Source organism: Streptomyces sp. NPDC053076 (assembly GCF_044546845.1).
Taxonomy (GTDB): Bacteria; Actinomycetota; Actinomycetes; order Streptomycetales; family Streptomycetaceae; genus Streptomyces.
The window spans coordinates 255,976-276,346 of record NZ_JBITZL010000002.1 but is presented as its reverse complement, the minus strand read 5'-3'; the positions used below and the strand labels follow the sequence as shown (position 1 = coordinate 276,346).

Below are 20,371 nucleotides of genomic sequence, written 5' to 3'. Positions count from 1 at the left end.
CTCAGGCCGCCACAGCGGAATCCACGGCCCGGCCCGACAGCAGGTCGTCCATGAGCCCCTGCTTCAGTTTGCTCAACTTACCGAGTTCACTAGTTTCACGGCTGATCTGCTTGTCGCAAACAGCGAGTGCTCCAACCACTCGCTCCTGCTCGGGCAGTGGCGGGTAGGGAACTGGCATCGCCTTAAGTTGCGAAGAACTAATGGATGCCAGGTTAGTCGTCTGCTTCGCCACGCTTAGGAAGTAGGCGCGCCCGACCTGAGATGCCATGTAGGCAGCAAGGAAGTCCGGAATTACGAGCTTATCATTACAGCGAACACGGAACACGTGATTCTGATGCAGACACGGTTCAATTCGCCCGTCCCAAACCGCCCCACGACCGACTTTGTCGAGATCCCCTCCCTCTGTTACTAGTACATCACCAGCCTGCAGCCGGTACCTCTTCGCGTCACCAGGAGTAACGCGAACCCTCTTCATTTCAGCGGTTGAAACAAATCCGTCCTGAACATTCGCAACTCGCAAATACGGAAGCTCAACCGAGCCGCCAGCCGCCGTTCCTCCGAGAGCAAGACCGCCACCTACCTCAGCAACTGACTCTAGGGGCCTCACGGCCCAGGCGCCCTGCCCTGCCCCAGCGGGAGAGAACAACGATGACACCAGTCCCTGGCGAACGCTGCGGAGCTTGGCGACCGATGCCGCGATAGCCCGCTCCAGCGCTGTGACGCTGTCGAACACGTCAACGATTCGCTTCTGCGCAGCCACCGGAATCAACGGGAACGGCAGCGCCCCGAATCGGTCGCCTCCCAGGTGAGCAATGCTGGTCGTCTGTTTGGCGATCGCCGCGAAGACCCCGGTTGCTAGCCAGCGCTCGAAGACCACCTGGGCATACGCCGGAATAACATCAGCACTTGGCCGGAAGCGGATAAGAGTGTTCTGAAAGCAGAAAGCTCCCTCCGCTCGGTCGTAGATTGCGCTGCGGCCAACGAGCTCCAGACTCTGCCCCTCATTCAGCAGGATATCACCAGGCTTGAGTCCATATGTCTCGCGCTCCGCATTAGTGAATCCCATCGTATTCACATTCGCATAGTCGATCCGCCCCAGATGAACGTTCGCCACGCGCAAATAAGGGAATTGCCCAGGAAGGTCCCGAGCTGCCGGTGAGAGCTGCTTTCCCATGCGCACTTCACCAACGTCCCGAACTTTGGGCCACTGGATCTCGACGCTATCCCGCATAACCCAGCTCCTCCAGGTAGCTATCCAACTTCCCCGCCGCAGCTTCCCGCCCCGCTCGAATCTCCCTCAACGAAACGGCGTACTTCTGCTCCCACGTCTCATAAGACGCCGCCAGCTCCCGCTGCCACCGCACCACGTGCCCGTCCAGCTTCGCCGCCAGGTCGTCCCGCAGCAGGTCGAGCACCACCCGGCGCTCCCCCTCCGCGTCCAGCTCCGCCCGCGCCCGGAACAACCGCGGCGACTCCTCCCCCAGCGTCGGCGGGTCGCTCGGGTACGGATAGCGGTGGAAGTCCGCCTCAAGGCGTTTGATGTCGGCGCCCGCCTTCGTGCGCGCCTTCTTCACCTTTGCCAGCTCAGCCGTGAGCTTGGCCAACTCCTCTGCACTCAGCACGACTTCCTCCGCGTTGACCTCGCCCTCGGCCTGGTCGCCGTCGGCCTCCGCTTCCTCCCCACCCCCCGAAAGTCGCGCGCTCAGCTCCTTGAACCGTGCGTCCGCCTCCGCCTTGCGCGCGTCCGCCTCCGCCAGCTCCTCCAGGAACTGCGGGACGATCGCGGCGACCACCTTGTGGTCGTACGCCTGACGTCGTTCCGCGGCCGTCCGCGGCCGCAGTTTCTTCGTCCGCGCGTCCTGTTCCGGCGAGAGCATCGTGTCGACGTTCTCGACCCACCCGTCGACGACGCCCCCGAATCCGTTCTCCGACAGCGCGAGCAGGTCGTACTTGGCGTCGTACCACCAGCCCGCGACCGCGCCCGCCAACGCATACCGGTCCAGCAGACCGACCCGTCCCAGCCGTTCCCCGAACGACTTCATCAGCTGTCCCCGCACCGCCATCAGCGCGGCCTTGCGCTCGGAGGACGTAGACGAAGCGAGAGCTTCGGGTTTGGCCGCCACCGCCTCCAGCCGGAGGGCGGCCTCCTCCTCCCACCACTTGCCGAACTCCGCCCGCAGCGCCTCCTCCCGGGGCCGGGCCAGTTCGCCCAGATCGGGACGGCCGCCCGCCGCCTCGTCCCGGAAGTCGACGTAGGCCGGGTCCGCCGGCTCCCGTTCCATGAACAGATCGGTCATCCCGATCCCGTACGAGTCGAGCAGCGGCTTCTTCGCCTCGATCTCCGCGCGCGGCACCCCGCCCACCAAGTGTGCCCGCACGTCCTGCGGCTCGGGCGGCGGCGTGTTGTCTACGTACCGGCGGATGTTGAGGTTGTCGTCGTTGGCGGCGAGTTCCTCGCGGGTCATGATCCGCGAGAAGCCGGGTACCTCCTCGTACGCGTGGAACGTCGAGACGATCTTCTCGGCGTGCTCGGGGAGCAGGACGTTCTGCGCCCGCTCCGCGTGGAACTCGCGGTCGGCGTTGATGAACAGCACCTTGCCCTCCCGCGCCGGGTCCTTCCGGCCCGGCGGCCGGAGCACCAGGATGCAGGCCGGGATGCCGGTCCCGTAGAAGAGGTTCGGGGCGAGGCCGATGACCGCCTCGATGGTGTCCTTCTCCAGCAGCTCCGTGCGGATAGTCTTCTCACCGCCGCCACGGAAAAGCACCCCGTGCGGCATGACCGTGATCACCATGCCGCCGCGGGAGCCCTCCCGCTTGGTCTCCCACAGCATGTGCTGGAGGAACATCAGGTCGGCCTTGCCGCGCTCGCTCGTCGCCCCGTACTTGCCACGCTCGGCCGGGTGCGCCAGGTCCGCAAGGGTGTAGTCCAATGAGAACGGGGGATTACTCAGTACTCCGTCGAAGCGGTCCTCGTCCGAGCGCGGAACGTGCGCCGGCTGCGAGAGCGTGTCCCCGGTGGCCAGGTCGAAGCGGCGCACCCCATGCAGGACCATGTTCATCGTCGACATGATCCAGGAGCCGGAGTTGGCGTCCTGCCCGGCGAAGAACATCGACGACGTGTCGCCGCCGTGCTCCTCCACATACTCTGCCGCATGGATGAGCATGCCGCCCGAGCCGACGCACGGGTCGTAGATCCTCATGTTCTCGGTGGGGGCGAGGAGCTCGACCATCATGCGGACCACGGCGCGCGGGGTGTAGAACTCGCCGCCCTTGCGCCCGGCGGTGTCCGCGAACTCCTTGATCAGGTACTCGTACGCGGCACCGATCAGGTCGGGGAACTCGAAGTCCTCCGTGCGCAGTCGGATCCGCCCGAAGTGCGCGATGAGGAGCTGCAGGCGCTGGTCGGCGAGCTTGGCCGCGCCGGACGCAGCGCCCGATCCACCGATGCGGTTGAAATCGAGGTGATCGAAGAGGCCCTTGAGTTTCGCGTTCTGGCTCTCGAGCGCTTGCAGCGCGGGACGCAGCGCCTTCTCGTTGATGTTGTAGGGGACGGCGGAGATCCTGCGCCAACGAGCCTCCTCCGGCACGTACAGCACATCGCGCTTGCGGTAGGGGCCCGGCTGCTCCAGGTAACCGGGAACGTCCTCGTCGGCAAGCTTCAGCTCCTCGACGGCGTACCGCTTGATCCGTTCCCTGGCCGCCTCGAACTCGTCGTTGGCCCGCTTCAGGAAGAGCAGTCCGAAGATGTAGTCCTTGTACTCGGAGGCGTCCATCGTGCCGCGCAGAATGTCCGCAGCAGCCCACAGATGCCGTTCCAGCTGGGCGAGCGTGAGCTTGGCCACTTACGAGACTCCCTACGACCAGACCTGAGATGACGGAGAGACCCTATGACCCCGCCGGGGCCATACCGAAATCAGCTCGTGATCATGGCCGGGAAGGGTCAGTACGTGTCGATGTGCAGCGCCTTCTCCACGAACTCGTGCACGTCCGTGTACGGATCCTTGTCCCACTTGTTCGCATGTGCCGGGTGCTGGTTGTTCATCCGCTCGGCGTTCTCCCGCGCCGTCTTGTAGCGCTTCAGAATCTGGTGCGGCAGGACGACCTTGGGAGTCTTGGCATCCTGAGAGCCCCGCTGGAACGGGAGCCGCTCGGCCGCCCCGTCGCACACCCCGGCAAACGAGCCGCTGACCGGCTTGTAGTGCGCGAGGCGCCACACCTCGAAGCACGGATGCGAGAAGGCGACGCCGATGCCCGCCTTCTCCGCCTGCTTCAGCGCGTCGCGGATGTACTTGTAGTTGTCGTGGTCGAAGAGGCACCAGACCTGAGGCAGGTACTTCTCCTCCAGCTTGGCCCGCTTCGCCTTGCGGTCCTCTTCACGCTTCAGTCTGATCGCCTGCTCCACGAGGTCGAGCGGCTTGCGCCCACTGTCCGCCCTGCGGTTGGCGATGTGCATCTCCACCAGGACTTCGTCGGCGAGGGGGACGCCCTGGTCCTTGAGGATGTCGAGATACGAGGGCTCGGTCACCTTGCCCTCGGTGAAAATGAAGACTTGGCGCTTGCGCTGTCCGCCCCGCCGGGCCGGACGCTCCCAGGAGTCCTTGCCTTTCTGCGCCCGCCCCATCAGTCGCGCCCCGCCCCGTCCGCTCGCTCACCTGTCTCGTCGTACGTGCCGGCCTCGCGCGCCACCAGCAGCCGCCGCGCGATCTGTCCTTCCAGAAGGGCCGGAACCCCACCGAAGGCCCCCGCGAGATAGGACTGCGTGAGGTCCTCGTCCTCACCCGGCTCCACATCGGTGAGCGGATACAGCTCGGTCGCCCCGTCCTTGTCCTTCTCCGTCAGCCACACCTGCGCCGGGTCGAGGAGCCGCTCACCGCTCGGGGTGGTGAGCACCGTCGCGTCGTGCGACGTGAAGACCAGCTGGGCGCCCTTCGGGTTTGCGTACGGGTCGTGGAAGAGCCTGACGACCTCGGCTGCGAAGCGGGAGTGCAGGCTGGCGTCGAGTTCGTCGATGAGCAGGACCGCGCCCTCGTCGAGGGCGAGGAGCAGAGGGCCCAGGAGGGCGAACCAGGACCGGGTGCCGTAGGACTCCTCCTGCCAGTCGAAGGACACGTCCCCGGCGGCCGAGTGGTGCGTCAGCTTCACCGTGTCCTGGCCCGGGCGCTCCTGGACGACCGTCGCTCCCGTGATGCCGAGGTCGGCGACCCTCAGCAGCTCCTGGATCCTGGTGGCCCTCGGACCGGACAGTTCCTTCGTGGTGTACCGCGCGCGCTCGTCCCGCTCGACCTCCGGGCTGATCATCCAGAAGTTGCGGCGGAACCAGTGGAAGAGCGGCGAGAGCTGCGGGTGGTTGTCCGTCCCGGCCGTGGAGAGCAGCAGCGCGTTCGGCCGCGTGCGCCGTACGAGCTGGGCGCGGTCCCTGACCCGTCCACCGGGCCACTTGAAGACGTCCGGACGGGAGGCGTCGCGGTCGAGCCATTCCTGACGGCGACCGCGCGGGTAGCTGTGCAGCCATTCGGACTCGACACGGGTGGCGCCGAGCTCGAAGCCGTACGTCCAGCGGACCGAGTCCATGACGACGTCGACCTCGAAGAAGGAGGGTTCACTCTCGCTCTTGGGACTCAGGGCGAAGACCTGGCGCGGGATGCCGTCGTAAGAGGCCCAGCGGGCATAGGAGTTGAGGACCGCGTTACGCATGTCGGTCATCGCGGTCAGCACGTTCGACTTACCGGAGGCGTTGGCCCCGAAGATGCCGATCAGCGGGAGGACGGAGATGGATCCTCCGCCCGCAAGATCCACCGGATTCGCCGACCCGCCCTGCTCGTCGGCAGGCGCGACGAAGGACAGCTCCTGCTCGTCTCGCAGGGACCGTACGTTCCCGACGCGGAACCTCAGCAGCACGCTGTCCTCCTCTCCGGGCCCAGGGTAATGGCCGCAGCTGACATCGGCCCTGCCGGGACGCCTGCGACCTCACGGAACATATCCCTTCAAGGTCACCGCGAACAGCCGATCGTGTGATCAGTTCGAGCCCATATGCGTCGGCGCGAACATCCGCAGCACCGCCGGCAGGACGACCACCGACGGACCCGGGGCCGCCAGGGCCTTCGTCAGGTCCTCCTCCAGCGCCTCCGGGGTGGTACGGACGCCCGGTACGCCGAAGGACTCCGCCAGGGCCACGTAGTCCGGACGGGTCAGTTCCGTCGCTGTCGGCTGGCCGAAGGCGTCCGTCATGTACTCGCGGAGGATGCCGTAGCCGCCGTCGTCGATGATCAGCCAGGTGACGTTCAGGTCGTACTGCTTCGCCGTCGCGAGCTCGGCGATCGAGTACAGGGCGCCGCCGTCTCCCGAGACCGCCAGCACCGGGCGGGTCGGGTCCGCCGTTGCCGCGCCGAGGGCCGCGGGGAAGCCGTAGCCGAGGCCGCCCGCGCCCTGGGCCGAGTGCATCGTGTTGGGGCCCTGCGCGTCGAAGGCGGACCAGGCCCAGTAGGCCAGGATCGTCATGTCCCAGAAGGACGGGGAGCCGGCGGGCAGGGCGCGGCGGACCGCCGCCAGCACGTTCTGCTCCAGGGTGAGTTCCTGGCTCGCGATGCGGCCGGCGACCTCGGCCAGAAGCTCCCGCACCCGCTGCGGTGCCGTGTCGTCCGCGCGCCCCTCCACCGTCTCCAGCAGCGCCTGGAGGGCGAGGCGGGCGTCCGCGTGGATGCCGAGGGCCGGGTGGTTGGACTCCAGTTTGCCGAGGTCCGCCTCGATCTGGATCACCCGGCCCCGGGGCTGGAACGTGTGGTAGTTGGAGGACAGTTCGCCAAGGCCCGAGCCGACCACCAGGAGCACGTCCGCGTCCTCCAGGAAGTCCGTCGTGTGCCGGTCCTCCAGCCAGGACTGCAACGACAGGGGGTGGTTCCAGGGGAACGCGCCCTTGCCGCCGAAGGTCGTCACGACCGGTGCCTGAAGCCTCTCGGCCAGCCGGAGCAGCTTGCCCGACGCGTCGGCACGTACGACCCCGCCGCCCGCGATGATCGCCGGGCGGGCCGCGCGGGACAGCAGGTCGGCGGCCACCGCGGTGAGTTCGGGGCGCGGGGCCAGGTCGTCCGGGGTCGCGTCCATCGCCGTCACCACCGGCAGCGCGGTCTCCGCCAGCAGGACGTCCTGCGGGATCTCCACCCACACCGGGCCGTGCGGCACGGTCAGCGCCGACTTCCAGGCCGCCGCGATCGCGGAGGGGATCTGTGACGGGGTGCGGACGGTGTGGACCGACTTGACCACGCCCCGGAAGGAGGCCGCCTGGTCCGGGAGTTCGTGCAGGTAGCCGTGCCGGCCGCCGCCCAGACCGGCCGTCGGGATCTGACTGCTGATCGCCAGGACGGGGGCGGAGGCCGCCGCCGCCTCCTGGAGCGCCGCCAGCGAGGTCAGCGCGCCCGGGCCCGTCGAGAGCAGGAGCGGGGCCGCCTCGCCGGTGATCCTGCCGTACGCGTCGGCCGCGAAGCCCGCGTTGTTCTCCACCCGCAGGCCGATGTAGCGCAGCGAGGAGCGGCGCAGGGCGTCGAACATGCCGAGGGCGTGCTGGCCGGGCAGGCCGAAGACGGTGGTCGCGCCGAGCCCGGCCAGTGTCTCCACGACCAGGTCTCCGCCGTTGCGCCCCGGGGGAGGGTTCAGGGCGGCGGTGATCTGCGCCTGCGTCGGGCGGAGTACCAGGTCGTGGTCGTGAGTCACTTCGCTTCCGCGTCCTTCCGGGCCGCCGCGATCTGGCGGCTCATGATGGTGGTCAGTTCGTACGCCGTGTGGGAGGCCGCGACCGAGGTGATCTCGGCGTGGTCGTAGGCGGGGGCCACCTCGACGACGTCCGCGGAGACCAGGTTGCAGGAGGCCAGGCCGCGCAGGATCTCCAGCAGCTCGCGGGAGGTCATGCCGCCCGCCTCCGGGGTGCCGGTGCCGGGGGCGTGGGCCGGGTCGAGGCAGTCGATGTCGATGGAGATGTACAGCGGGCGGTCGCCGATGCGCTGGCGCAGCTGGTCGGCGACCTCGTCGGCGCCGCGGCGGTAGACGTCCGCGGAGGTGACGATGCCGAAGCCCATCTTCTCGTCGTCGGTGAGGTCCTGCTTGCCGTACAGCGGGCCGCGGGTGCCGACGTGGGAGAGGGCGGAGGTGTCGAGGATGCCCTCCTCCACCGCGCGGCGGAACGGGGTGCCGTGCGTGTACTCGGCGCCGAAGTAGGTGTCCCAGGTGTCCAGGTGCGCGTCGAAGTGCAGCAGGGCGACCGGGCCGTGCTTCTTCGCCACCGAGCGCAGCAGCGGCAGGGCGATGGTGTGGTCGCCGCCGAGGGTCATCAGGCGGGCGCCGGTGCCGAGCAGGTCGTCGGCGGCGGCCTCGATGGTGTCCACGGCCTCGTTGATGTTGAACGGGTTCACGGCGATGTCACCGCCGTCCGCGACCTGGGCGAGGGCGAAGGGGGAGGCGTCCTGGGCCGGGTTGTAGGGGCGCAGCAGCCGGGACGCCTCGCGGATGGCGTTGCCGCCGAAGCGGGCGCCCGGCCGGTACGAGACGCCGGAGTCGAACGGCACGCCCACGACGGCGACGTCGGCGGTGCCGACCTCGTCCAGACGGGGCAGCCGGGCGAAGGTCGCGGGGCCGGCGTACCGCGGGACGCGGGAGGAGTCGACAGGGCCGCGGGGCGTCTCGTTGCTGCTCATGATGAAATGCCTTCTTTCTTGCGCTTCGTCGCGCATGCACTGCTTTTCATACGACTCTACTGGTGAGCCGGTACCGGTTCGGACGCGAGTTCGGGAGATCGTCCGGCGAGGCGGTCGCGCCAGGCGGCGAGGACCGTCTCATCGGTGGGCTTCGTCGCCAGGGAGACGGCGACGTAGACCGCGAGGGAGGCCAGCAGGCCGTAGTAGACGGGCTCGTTGGCGAGGATGCCGTAGCCGGCCATCAGGCCGATGACGGCGAGGCCGCCGACCACGACGGAGGCCAGCGCGCCCTGGACGGTGCCGCGCTTCCACAGCAGGCCGCCGAGGATGGGGACGAGCAGCCCGCCGACGAGGAGGTCGTAGGCCAGGGTCAGCGCCTCGACCACGTTGTTCAGCGCGATCGCGGTGCCGATCACGGCCACGCCCATGACCAGGATGAAGGCGCGGTTGCCCGCGACCTCGTCATGCTGGTCGCCGTCCCGCCGTACGATCCCGCGCACCCGCGACCAGATGTCGTTGTTGGCGACGGTGGCGCAGGCGATCAGGGCGCCGGAGGAGGTCGACATCACGGCGGCCAGGGCGGCGGCCAGCACCAGGCCGCGCACACCGACGGGGAGTTCGTCCTTGACGATGGTGGCGAAGGCGTCGTCGGGGCTGCCGAGCTTCGGATAGATCACCTTGGCGGCCGTGCCGATCACCGCGCCGGCGAGGGCGTAGACCAGACAGTAGGTCCCGGCCACCGTGCCGCCCCACCTGGCGGTCCTGTCGCTGCGGGCGGTGAACACGCGCTGCCAGATGTCCTGGCCGATCAGCATGCCGAACGTGTAGATCAGGACGTAGGTGAAGATCGTCTCGCCGCCGATGCCCAGCGGGTCGAAGTACTCGGTCGGCAGCTTGGCCTTCATCTCACCGAAGCCGCCCGCCTTGACGACGGCGATCGGCAGCAGGAGCAGCAGCACGCCGATGGTCTTGACGACGAACTGGACCATGTCGGTCAGCGTGATGGACCACATCCCGCCGAGGGTCGAGTACGCGACGACGATCGAGCCGCCGAGGATGATCGCGATCGTCCGGTTCAGGTCGAACAGGACGTCGAAGATCGTGGCGTAGGCGATGGTGGAGGTCACCGCGAGCATGAGGGTGTACGCCCACATGACCACGCCGGAGATGACGCCGGCCCGGCCGCCGTAGCGCAGGTCGAGCATCTCGGAGACGGTGTAGACCTTCAGCCGGGCGATGCGCGCGGAGAAGAAGACGGACAGGGCGAGCAGGCCGAGGCCGATGGTGAAGACCATCCAGGCGCCGGAGAGGCCGTACTGGTAGCCGAGGCCCACACCGCCGATGGTGGACGCGCCGCCGAGAACGATCGCCGCCATGGTGCCGGAGTACATGGCGGGGCCGAGGCGTCGGCCGGCCACCAGGAACTCGCTCTTGGACCTGGCGCGGCGCATGCCCCACCAGCCCATGGCCAGCATGCCGGCGAGATAGACGACGATCACTGTGTAGTCGACGGCCATGTGGGGCCCTCCTTCGCGCACTGTCCGGTGGCGTGTCGTGCAGATGCTTCGGGGATGTGCCGGCAGCGGCTGCGGGGACATCCGCCCGTACCCGCGGCTGCCGTGCTCACTTGACAGTAGGTGGCCGGAAAGCGACTGCGAAGTGTACGTTTCATCCATATGCACGGGGCGGGATGGAGGGAACGCACACCATGCCGGAAACGATCGCCCCAGCGGTCCCACCGACCCCACCGGTAGCGCTTCAGGCGCTGCTGGCCCGGGAGGATCTCGCCCTGCGGCAGATCGCCGGACCGGCCGGCCCGGAGACGGTGATCCACTGGGCGCACACCTCGGAGATGGCCGACCCGTACCCCTATCTGCTGGGCGGCGAGCTACTGCTCACCGCCGGGGTGCACGTCCCGGAAACGGCTGTCACCGCCACCGGCACCGGCACCACCGACACCGGCACCGACACAGCCACCGGCACCGAAGCCACGGGCACCACCGGCACCACCGGCACCACCGGCACCAGCACCTACTTCGACGACTACGTCTCGCGGATCGTGGCGGCGGGCGGCGCGGCCCTCGGCTTCGGGGTGGCCCCGGTGCACGACACGGTCCCGCGCGCCCTGGTCGCCGCCTGCGACCGCCACGGCCTGCCGCTGCTGGAGGTCCCGCCGCAGACCACGTTCTCCGGCGTGGCCCGCGCGGTCTGGCAGCTGATGGCGCAGGCCCGGCTGGCCGAGCTGCGCCGCGTCACCGAGGCCCAGCAGAGCCTCGCGGCAGCCGCCTCCCGGCCGGATCCGGTGCCTTCGGTACTGCGCCAGCTGGCCCAGCGCCTGGGTGGCCGCGCGGTGCTGTACGGCCCGGACGGCACGGAGGTCGCGGCGGCGGGCCGGGAGACACCGGAGGGCGCGGGGGCGGCACTGGCGGAGCTGGCCGCCGTGGTCCGGCCGACGGCCCACCCCGACCGCTCCACGACCACCGCACCGACCACCTCCACGGCCGGCCCACAGCGCACCCCCGCCCCACCGGCCACCCGACCACAGCCCTCCTCCACCACCCCACCGACCGCCCCCACCGCCGGCCCACAGCGCACCCCCGCCCCACCACCCATCCCCACCGCCCGACCACAGCGCGCCACCGCCGCACCGACCACCCCCACCGCCCCGGCCGCTCCCGGGCCCCGGCCGCAGCCCGGCTCTTCCGCCCCGGCCGCCGTCGGCCGGCCGCAGCCCACCTCCGCCACCGACGCCTTCGGGGACGCTCATCTCGCCGTGTACGCCCTCGGTGCCGGTGAGGGGTTCGTGCTCGGGGTGGCCACCTCGCGGCGTGAGCCCGGCGATCACACCATCGCCTCCGTCGCCTCCGTGCTGCTGGCCCTGCTGACCGGGGAGCATCACAGCGGAGCCGGCGCCGCCCGGTCCTCCGCGCTCGTGCGGCTGCTGCTGGGCGCCCCGCCGGATGAGGTGGCCCCCCTGCTCGGCACCGGCCGGTGGCTCGTCGTGCACGCCCGGCCGGAGACCCAGGCGCCGGACCCGGTCGCCGCCTCCGCGCTCGGCGCCGCCCTGGGTTCGGCGCTGGTCGACCTCGGCCGTGAGGTCGTACGGGTGCTGGTGCCCGCGGACCGGGACCCGGCCCCGCAGCCCGGCTGGACGGTCGGCGTGAGCGCCCCGGCCGAGCCGCACGACTGGCCGGCCGCCGACACCCAGGCCGCCCGCGCCCTCGCCCGGGCCCGCGCCACCCGTGCCCCGCTGCTCAGGCACGCCGCCCGGCCGGCGCTGGCGGACCTGGTGCCGCGGGCGGACGCCGAGACGCACGCCCGCACCCTGCTCGCACCCCTCGCGGCACAGCCCGCGCTCGCCGAGACCTTGCGCACCTGGCTCTCACTGCACGGCAGTTGGGACCGTACGGCGGTGGCGCTGGGCGTGCACCGCAACACCGTGCGGCAGCGGATCGCCCGCTGCGCCGCGCAGTTGGCCGCCGACCTGGACGACCCGGACGTACGCATGGAGCTGTGGTTCGCGCTGCGGCGGGGCTGACGGCAGGGGCGAGTGAGACCCGTCCCAGCGGGCGATATGCCGAAGACTCCCGCGACCCACTGCCCCACAATGGAAGGCATGCCGATATCCGGGACACCCAGCCGCGCCCAGCTCGTCGATCACCTGGTGCGAACCCGTATCGCGGGGGACGTCGCCACGCCCCGCGAGAACAACCTCTCCCACTACCGTCAGCTCGCCAACGGGGTCCGCAACTTCTGGCTCGGCCTCGAGTTGGGCGACCGCTGGACGGACGAGCAGGACGTGCTCGCGGTCATGGCCGAGCGGGTGGGTGTCAACGACGACCCGGAGTACCGGTACGGGCAGGACACCATCGACCCCGAACTGACGGTGGACGCGCTGGAGCGGATGGCGGCGCGGCTGCGCAAGGCGGCCGAGGGGTGCCAGCGGGTGCTGTTCGCGACCGGCCACCCGGGTGGCCTGCTGGACGTGCACCGGGCCACGGCCGCCGCGCTGCGCGCGGCCGGCTGCGAGATCGTGGTCATCCCGGACGGGCTGCAGACGGACGAGGGTTACGTGATGCAGTTCGCGGACGTGGCCGTGCTGGAGCACGGGGCGACGCTGTGGCACACCCACTCCGGGGAGCCGATGCGGGCCATTCTGACGGGACTTGAGCGCGAGGGACGCCCGCTGCCGGACCTGGTGGTCGCCGACCACGGCTGGGCCGGGTACGCGGGACAGCACGGTGTCGACTCCGTGGGGTACGCCGACTGCAACGACCCGGCCCTGTTCCTCGCCGAGGCCGAGGGCACCGTGCAGGTGGTGGTGCCGCTCGACGACCATGTGGTCAGCCCGCGCCACTACGACCCCATGACGGCGTATCTGCTCGCCGCGGCGAACCTGTCCTGACGGGGCGGCAGCATGCGGTGCGGCCCCGCTGACGGGGCCGCACATGATGGTCAGTTCGTGGTCGGGTCAGTGACCGCCACCTCCTCCACCACCACCGTGGCCGCCGCCACCGCCGCCGTGGCCGCCGCCACCGCCGCCGTGGTCGCCACCGCCGCCGTGGTCGCCGCCACCGTAGCCGCCATCGCCGTGGTCGCCACCGTAGCCGCCGTGGTCGCCACCGTAGCCGCCGTCGTCTCCGCCGTAGCCGCCGTTGTCGCCCCAGCCGTAGTCGTCGTCATCGTCGTCCGACCAGCTGTTGTTGCCGTGGTCGCCCCAGTCAGAGCTGTAGGAACCGTGGTCGCTGTGGTCGGAGGCGAAGGCGCTTCCGGCTGTGCCGAGCGCGGCCCCGCCGGCCAGCAGAAGGCCGGAGGCGGACAACGCGACAAGACGCCTCGTGCGCTGTGATCCCATGGGTATACCTTCTATCTCCATCGTCTCTCGCGGCTCCGGGAAGAGGAGCGAGGTGGATGGCCGTCGCCGCGGCAAACCGAGAAACGTGCGGCGCGGTCTTCAGATGTCACCGCAGGATTTTCGAACGGAACGGCGCACTCGCCGAGGCCCTCACAGCCCACCCGCGCGTGGTCACGCCATCGGGTACTGCGGCCGGGGCACCGAGGTTCCGGAAACCCGTGTAGGGAGCATGCCGTTCGCTGCGGCTCTCACTCGAAGAGCCTAGTCCCGCTCGCGTCACACGTCATCTCGAACGGCGCCCCCGTCACAGCTGTCTCGGGACCCGGACCACACCCTCCTGGATGACCGTGATGGCGAGCCGTCCGTCCTGGGTGTAGATGCGCGCCTGGCCGAGGCCGCGACCGCCGTGCGCGGAGGGCGACTCCTGGTCGTACAGCAGCCACTCGTCGGCACGGAAGGGCCGGTGGAACCACATCGCGTGGTCCAGCGAGGCGCCCACCACGTCGCCGACGGCCCAGCCGCCGCGTCCGTGTGCGAGCAGCACGGAGTCCAGCAGGGTCATGTCGGAGACATAGGTGGCGAGGACGATGTGCAGCAGGGGTTCGTCTATGGCGCCTTCGAGCTTGCCGTTGGTGCGGAACCACACCTGGGAGTGCGGTTCGCGCGGCTCGCCGTACTGCCCGTACGGCGGCTCGTCCACGTACCTGAGGTCGATCGCCTCGCGGGCCTCCAGGAACCTCTCGACGACGTCGGGGGCCAGGTGGCCGTAGCCGCGCAGTCGCTCCTGGGAGGTGGGCAGGGTCGCCGGGTCGGACGAGGCGGGCATCGGCGTCTGGTGCTCCAGCCCCTCCTCGTACACCTGGAAGGACGCCGAGAGGTGGAAGATCGGCTTGCCGTGCTGGACGGCGACCACGCGGCGGGTGGTGAAGGACCGGCCGTCACGGATGCGGTCCACGGTGTAGACGATCGGCGCACCGGGGTCGCCGGGGCGCAGGAAGTACGCGTGCAGCGAGTGGGCGGGCCGGTCCGCGGGGACCGTCCGCCCGGCGGCGACCAGCGCCTGCGCCGCCACCTGTCCGCCGAAGACGCGGGGGACGACGGCGGAGCGGGACTGGCCGCGGAAGATGTTCTCCTCGATCTGCTCCAGGTCGAGCAGATCGAGGAGATCCTGAAGTGCCTGGCTCATGGCTCGTAGGTGTACCGGCCGGCGATCGCGGGGACCTTACAGACCCATGTCCTTGGCGATGATCGTCTTCATGATCTCGCTGGTGCCGCCGTAGATGCGGTTGACACGGTTGTCCGCGTACAGGCGGGCGATCGGGTACTCGTTCATGTAGCCGTAGCCGCCGTGCAGCTGGAGGCAGCGGTCGATGACGCGGTGGGCGACCTCGGTGCAGAAGAGCTTCGCGGAGGCGGCCTCGGCGGGGGTCAGCTCACCGGCGTCCAGTGCCTCCGTCGCGCGGTCGGCGACCGCCTCGGCGGCGTCCACCTCGGCCTGGCAGGCGGCCAGCTCGAACTTGGTGTTCTGGAAGTGGGCGACCGGCTTGCCGAAGACGGTGCGCTCCTGCACGTACTGCTTGGCGAACCGGACGGCGGCCTTGGCCTGCGCGTAGGCGCCGAAGGCGATGCCCCAGCGCTCGGAGGCCAGGTTGTGGCCGAGGTAGTAGAAGCCCTTGTTCTCCTCGCCCAGCAGGTCCTCGACCGGCACCTTGACGTCGACGAAGGCCAGCTCGGCGGTGTCGGAGGTCTTCAGGCCCAGCTTGTCGAGCTTGCGGCCGACGGAGTAGCCCTCGGACTTGGTGTCCACGGCGAACAGGGAGATGCCGTGGCGGCGGTCCTCGGCGGTGGGCGCGGCGGTGCGGGCGCAGACGATGACCTTGTCGGCGTGCACGCCGCCGGTGATGAAGGTCTTCGCGCCGTTGAGGACGTAGTGCGTGCCGTCCTCGGAGAGCTTGGCGGTGGACTTCATGCCCGCGAGGTCGGAGCCGGTGCCCGGCTCCGTCATCGCGATGGCCCACATCTCCTCGCCGGTGACGAACTTCGGCAGGTAGCGCTTCTTCTGCTCGTCGGTGGCGAGCATCTTGATGTACGGCAGGGCGAGCAGCACGTGCACGCCGGAGCCGCCGAACTGGACGCCCGCACGGGCCGTCTCCTCGTACAGGACGGCCTCGAACTTGTGGCTGTCCAGGCCCGCGCCGCCGAACTCCTCGGGCACGTTGATGCCGAAGATGCCCAGCTCGCCCAGCTTGTAGTAGAAGTCGCGCGGCGCCTGACCGGCGGCGAACCACTCGTCGTAGACGGGGACGACCTCGGCCTCGATGAAGGCGCGAAGGGTCTCCCGGAACGCCTCGTGATCCTCGTTGAACACCGTACGGCGCACGCCGCCCACCTCCACGTCTGTCTAAGCGCTTGCTCAGACTCGAAGATACCGGTGAGTAGGGGGAGGCGTCCAGGGTGAGCTGTGCCACCCGCCCGGCACGGGCGGGCGATGTCCCCACGCCGGGTGCGCACCGGCGCTGACCGCCGGTGCCAGGCGCGCCGGCCCGCCTGGGCTCAGCCCCCGGCCGTCCCCGCCGCCGCGAACGCCCCCCGCGCCATCCGGTGCAGCAGCTCCGCCGTGGTCCCCCGGCCGGGGAGCGTGCCCGCGCGCCCCAGGTGGGGCGTGGAGTTCAGCAGGCCGAAGACCGAGTGGACGGCCGAGCGGGCGGCCGGCTCGGTCAGCGCCGGGTACACCTCGCGGACCACCTCCACCCACAGCTCGACGTACTGCCGCTGGAGCTGCCGCACCAGCTTGCGGTCGCTGTCGCGCAGCCGGTCCAGCTCCCGGTCGTGCAGGGTGATCAGGGGCCGGTCGTCGAGCGCGAAGTCGATGTGGCCCTCGATCAGCGAGTCCAGGACCGCCGGGGCGCCGGTGGCCCCGTCCGCCTCCGCCAGACGGCGCTTGGCCCCGGTGAGCAGCTGCCCGCTGATGCCGACCAGCAACTCGGCGAGCATCGCGTCCTTGCCCGGGAAGTGCCGGTACAGACCGGGGCCGCTGATGCCGACCGCGGCGCCTATCTCGTCGACCCCCACGCCGTGGAAACCGCGCTCGGCGAAGAGCCGGGCGGCCTCCTTCAGGATCTGCTCGCGGCGGGTCGGGGCGTCGGTTCTGCTGACCATGCCGACAATTCTAGACAGCGAGGTTAGCGGTCGTTAACCTGAAGGAAATGGTTAACGCTCATTAACCGGTTCGATCACCGGGTGAGGGGACCGCAGGATGCACGAGGCACCGGAGCTTCACAGCGCGGCAGATCCCGCGTCGGAAGCGTGGCGGGCCAACGAGGAAGCCCATCTCGCACTCGTCGGGGAGCTGCGCGCCAAACTGGCCGCCGCGGCCCTCGGCGGCGGTGAGAAAGCGCGAGCCCGGCACACGGCGCGCGGCAAGCTGCTGCCCAGGGACAGGGTGGACACCCTGCTCGACCCGGGCTCGCCCTTCCTCGAGCTGGCCCCGCTCGCGGCCGACGGGATGTACGACGGGCAGGCGCCGGCCGCCGGGGTGATCGCCGGGATCGGGCGGGTCGCCGGGCGCGAGTGCGTGATCGTCGCCAACGACGCCACGGTCAAGGGCGGCACGTACTACCCGATGACGGTCAAGAAGCACCTGCGCGCCCAGGAGGTGGCCCTGGACAACCGGCTGCCGTGCGTCTACCTGGTCGACTCCGGCGGAGCCTTCCTGCCCATGCAGGACGAGGTCTTCCCCGACCGGGACCACTTCGGCCGGATCTTCTACAACCAGGCCCGGATGTCCGGCGCCGGGATCCCGCAGATCGCGGCGGTGCTCGGCTCGTGCACGGCCGGCGGCGCGTACGTCCCGGCGATGAGCGACGAGGCGGTGATCGTCCGCGACCAGGGGACGATCTTCCTCGGCGGGCCCCCGCTGGTGAAGGCGGCCACCGGTGAGGTCGTGACGGCGGAGGAGCTGGGCGGCGGCGAGGTGCACTCGCGGATCTCGGGCGTCACCGACCACCTCGCCGAGGACGACGCGCACGCCCTCAGGATCGTCCGGAACATCGTGGCCACGCTCCCGGCCCGGCAGCCGCTGCCCTGGGAGGTGCGGGCGTCCGTCGAGCCGAAGGTGGATCCGTACGGGCTCTACGGCGCGGTCCCGGTCGACTCCCGCACCCCCTACGACGTCCGCGAGATCATCGCGCGCGTGGTCGACGGCTCGCGTTTCTCCGAGTTCAAGAGCGAGTTCGGGCAGACGCTGATCACCGGGTTCGCCCGGATCCACGGCCACCCGGTCGGGATCGTCGCCAACAACGGCATCCTGTTCTCCGAGTCCGCCCAGAAGGGCGCCCACTTCATCGAGCTGTGCGACCAGCGCGGGATCCCGCTGGTGTTCCTGCAGAACATCTCCGGGTTCATGGTCGGCAAGGACTACGAGGCGGGCGGCATCGCCAAGCACGGCGCCAAGATGGTGACAGCGGTGGCCTGCACGCGCGTGCCGAAGCTGACGGTCGTCGTCGGCGGCTCGTACGGCGCGGGCAACTACTCGATGTGCGGCCGGGCCTACTCCCCCCGGTTCCTGTGGATGTGGCCCAACGCCAAGATCTCGGTCATGGGCGGCGAGCAGGCCGCGTCCGTGCTGGCGACCGTCAAGCGGGACCAGCTTCAGGCGCGCGGCGAGGAGTGGCCCGTCGAGGACGAGGAGTCCTTCAAGGCGCCGATCCGCGCGCAGTACGAGCACCAGGGCAACGCCTACTACGCCACCGCCCGGCTCTGGGACGACGGCGTGATCGACCCGCTGGACACCCGTCAGGTGCTGGGACTCGCCCTGACGGCCTGTGCCAACGCGCCGCTGGGAGATCCCCAGTTCGGCGTCTTCCGGATGTGAGGAGGGGAACCGTGTTCGACACAGTGCTGGTCGCCAACCGGGGCGAGATCGCCGTACGCGTCATCCGTACGCTCCGCTCGCTGGGCGTGCGCTCGGTGGCGGTCTTCTCCGACGCCGACGCGGACGCGCGGCACGTCCGGGAGGCCGACACGGCGGTACGGATCGGTCCGGCGCCGGCCGCCGAGAGCTATCTGTCGGTGGAGCGGCTGCTCGAGGCCGCCGCCCGCACCGGCGCCCAGGCGGTGCACCCGGGTTACGGCTTCCTCGCCGAGAACGCGGGTTTCGCGCGCGCGTGCGAGGAGGCGGGTCTGGTGTTCATCGGCCCGTCGGCGGACGCGATCGCGCTCATGGGCGACAAGATCCGCGCCAAGGAGACGGTGCAGGCGGCCGGGGTGCCGGTGGTGCCCGGCTCCAGCGGCAGCGGGCTGAGCGACGATCAACTCGCCGATGCGGCGCGGGAGATCGGGATGCCGGTACTGCTGAAGCCGTCCGCCGGCGGTGGCGGCAAGGGCATGCGGCTCGTGCGGGACGCCGGCAGGCTGGCCGACGAGATCGCCGCCGCCCGCCGCGAGGCCCGCGCCTCCTTCGGCGACGACACGCTCCTGGTGGAGCGGTGGATCGACCGCCCCCGGCACATCGAGATCCAGGTGCTGGCCGACGGCCACGGGAACGTCGTCCACCTCGGCGAGCGCGAGTGCTCGCTCCAGCGGCGCCACCAGAAGATCATCGAGGAGGCGCCCAGCGTGCTCCTCGACGAGGCGACCCGGGCCGCGATGGGCGAGGCGGCCGTGCAGGCGGCCCGCTCGTGCGGCTACCGGGGCGCGGGCACGGTGGAGTTCATCGTGCCGGGCGGGGACCCGTCGCAGTACTACTTCATGGAGATGAACACCCGTCTCCAGGTGGAGCACCCGGTCACCGAGCTGATCACGGGCCTGGACCTGGTGGAATGGCAGCTGCGGGTGGCGGCCGGGGAGAAGCTGGGCTTCGCGCAGGAGGACGTGACCCTGACGGGGCACGCGGTCGAGGCGCGGATCTGCGCCGAGGACCCCGCGCGCGGCTTCCTGCCGTCCGGCGGCACGGTGCTGCTGCTGAACGAGCCGCAGGGCGAGGGCGTCCGCACCGACTCCGGGCTCAGCGAGGGCACCGAGGTGGGCAGCCTGTACGACCCGATGCTGTCCAAGGTGATCGCCTACGGCCCCGACCGCGAGACGGCGCTGCGCAGGCTCCGGGCGGCCCTCGCGGAGACGGTCACGCTGGGCGTGCAGACCAACGCGGGCTTCCTGCGCAGGCTGCTGGCCCACCCGTCCGTCGTCCAGGGGGACCTGGACACCGGGCTGGTGGAGCGGGTGGTGGACGAGCTCGTCCCGGCCGAGGTGCCGGAGGAGGTGTACGAGGCGGCGGCGGCCGTACGGATGCAGCAGCTGCAGCCCCGTACGGACGGCTGGACCGACCCCTTCTCGGTGCCGAGCGGCTGGCGGCTGGGCGGCACCCCGAAGCCGCCCGCCTTCCACCTGCGGGTGCAGGACCCGGTGACGTACCTCCCGCGCGGCAGCCACACCGTGGGCGAGGACCGGGTGAGCGTCACCCTGGACGGCGTCCGGCACGCCTTCCGCCGCGCCGGTGACTGGATCGGCCGGGACGGCGACGCCTGGCACGTGCGGGACCACGACCCGGTGGCGGACTCGCTGGGCCGCGCGGCCCACGCGGGCGCCGACTCGCTGACCGCGCCCATGCCCGGCACGGTCACCGTGGTCAAGGTGGCCGTCGGCGACGAGGTGGCCGCCGGCCAGAGCCTGCTGGTGGTGGAGGCGATGAAGATGGAGCACGTCATCTCCGCCCCGCACGCCGGCACGGTCGCCGAGCTGGACGTGGCGCCCGGCACGACGGTCGCCATGGACCAGGTGCTGGCCGTCATCGCACCGCACGAGGAGGTGGCGCAGTGACCGCCGAGGGACTGCC

General features: G+C 70.4%; 15 protein-coding genes. 4 read left to right on the top strand and 11 right to left on the bottom strand.

What is annotated here, in order from left to right; translation table 11 throughout:
- Position 1 precedes the first annotated feature (1 nt).
- From ACIGYR_RS08520 to ACIGYR_RS08490, 7 genes are all read right to left on the bottom strand, one after another.
- Positions 2–1,231 (bottom strand): restriction endonuclease subunit S, encoded by a 1,230-nt coding sequence (locus ACIGYR_RS08520; protein WP_399596246.1) that lies wholly within the window; start codon positions 1,229–1,231, stop codon positions 2–4.
- A complete protein-coding gene (locus ACIGYR_RS08515; protein WP_399596247.1) occupies positions 1,221–3,842 on the bottom strand; it encodes an N-6 DNA methylase in 2,622 nt (873 codons plus the stop codon). The genes ACIGYR_RS08520 and ACIGYR_RS08515 overlap by 11 nt, the downstream gene beginning before the upstream one ends.
- 98 nt (positions 3,843–3,940) lie before the next feature.
- The gene (locus ACIGYR_RS08510) at positions 3,941–4,621 is read right to left on the bottom strand and encodes an RloB family protein (protein ID WP_399596249.1); all 681 of its coding nucleotides are present in this window, start codon (positions 4,619–4,621) and stop codon (positions 3,941–3,943) included.
- Positions 4,621–5,898, bottom strand: a complete 1,278-nt coding sequence (locus ACIGYR_RS08505; RefSeq protein ID WP_399596250.1) for an ATP/GTP-binding protein — start codon at positions 5,896–5,898, stop codon at positions 4,621–4,623. Before ACIGYR_RS08505 ends, ACIGYR_RS08510 begins: the two co-directional genes overlap by 1 nt.
- A 117-nt stretch (positions 5,899–6,015) precedes the next feature.
- Positions 6,016–7,707: a thiamine pyrophosphate-binding protein gene (locus tag ACIGYR_RS08500; RefSeq protein WP_399596252.1), complete on the bottom strand. Its 1,692-nt coding sequence runs from the start codon at positions 7,705–7,707 to the stop codon at positions 6,016–6,018.
- Positions 7,704–8,684: an agmatinase gene (gene speB / locus ACIGYR_RS08495; protein ID WP_399596253.1), complete on the bottom strand. Its 981-nt coding sequence runs from the start codon at positions 8,682–8,684 to the stop codon at positions 7,704–7,706. The genes ACIGYR_RS08500 and speB overlap by 4 nt, the downstream gene beginning before the upstream one ends.
- A gap of 56 nt (positions 8,685–8,740) precedes the next feature.
- A complete protein-coding gene (locus ACIGYR_RS08490; protein ID WP_399596255.1) occupies positions 8,741–10,201 on the bottom strand; it encodes a sodium:solute symporter in 1,461 nt (486 codons plus the stop codon).
- A 191-nt stretch (positions 10,202–10,392) separates the two neighbouring features.
- Here ACIGYR_RS08490 and ACIGYR_RS08485 point away from each other — a divergent pair, with 191 nt between their 5' ends.
- On the top strand, positions 10,393–12,222 hold the full coding sequence (locus ACIGYR_RS08485; protein ID WP_399596256.1) for a PucR family transcriptional regulator ligand-binding domain-containing protein: 1,830 nt from the start codon (positions 10,393–10,395) through the stop codon (positions 12,220–12,222).
- Between the two features lie 78 nt (positions 12,223–12,300).
- On the top strand, positions 12,301–13,089 hold the full coding sequence (locus ACIGYR_RS08480; RefSeq protein ID WP_399596257.1) for a phosphatase: 789 nt from the start codon (positions 12,301–12,303) through the stop codon (positions 13,087–13,089).
- A gap of 66 nt (positions 13,090–13,155) precedes the next feature.
- On the opposite strand, the gene ACIGYR_RS08475 is transcribed toward ACIGYR_RS08480, so the two are convergent.
- The 4 genes from ACIGYR_RS08475 to ACIGYR_RS08460 all read right to left on the bottom strand — a co-directional run bounded on the left by ACIGYR_RS08475 (position 13,156) and on the right by ACIGYR_RS08460 (position 16,698).
- Entirely contained in the window at positions 13,156–13,539 is a 384-nt protein-coding gene (locus ACIGYR_RS08475) for a hypothetical protein (protein ID WP_399596258.1), read from the bottom strand.
- 304 nt (positions 13,540–13,843) lie between these two features.
- Positions 13,844–14,725 carry an acyl-CoA thioesterase gene (locus tag ACIGYR_RS08470; RefSeq protein WP_391845270.1) on the bottom strand — a complete coding sequence of 294 codons (882 nt, stop codon included), beginning with the start codon at positions 14,723–14,725 and terminating at the stop codon, positions 13,844–13,846.
- A gap of 36 nt (positions 14,726–14,761) precedes the next feature.
- Positions 14,762–15,919 carry an acyl-CoA dehydrogenase family protein gene (locus ACIGYR_RS08465; protein WP_228622002.1) on the bottom strand — a complete coding sequence of 386 codons (1,158 nt, stop codon included), beginning with the start codon at positions 15,917–15,919 and terminating at the stop codon, positions 14,762–14,764.
- Between the two features lie 173 nt (positions 15,920–16,092).
- The gene (locus ACIGYR_RS08460) at positions 16,093–16,698 is read right to left on the bottom strand and encodes a TetR/AcrR family transcriptional regulator (RefSeq protein ID WP_391845269.1); all 606 of its coding nucleotides are present in this window, start codon (positions 16,696–16,698) and stop codon (positions 16,093–16,095) included.
- A 97-nt stretch (positions 16,699–16,795) separates the two neighbouring features.
- Here ACIGYR_RS08460 and ACIGYR_RS08455 point away from each other — a divergent pair, with 97 nt between their 5' ends.
- Positions 16,796–18,412 (top strand): carboxyl transferase domain-containing protein, encoded by a 1,617-nt coding sequence (locus tag ACIGYR_RS08455; protein ID WP_391845268.1) that lies wholly within the window; start codon positions 16,796–16,798, stop codon positions 18,410–18,412.
- A gap of 11 nt (positions 18,413–18,423) precedes the next feature.
- Entirely contained in the window at positions 18,424–20,355 is a 1,932-nt protein-coding gene (locus tag ACIGYR_RS08450; RefSeq protein WP_391845267.1) for an acetyl/propionyl/methylcrotonyl-CoA carboxylase subunit alpha, read from the top strand.
- The last annotated feature ends 16 nt before the right edge of the window (positions 20,356–20,371 follow it).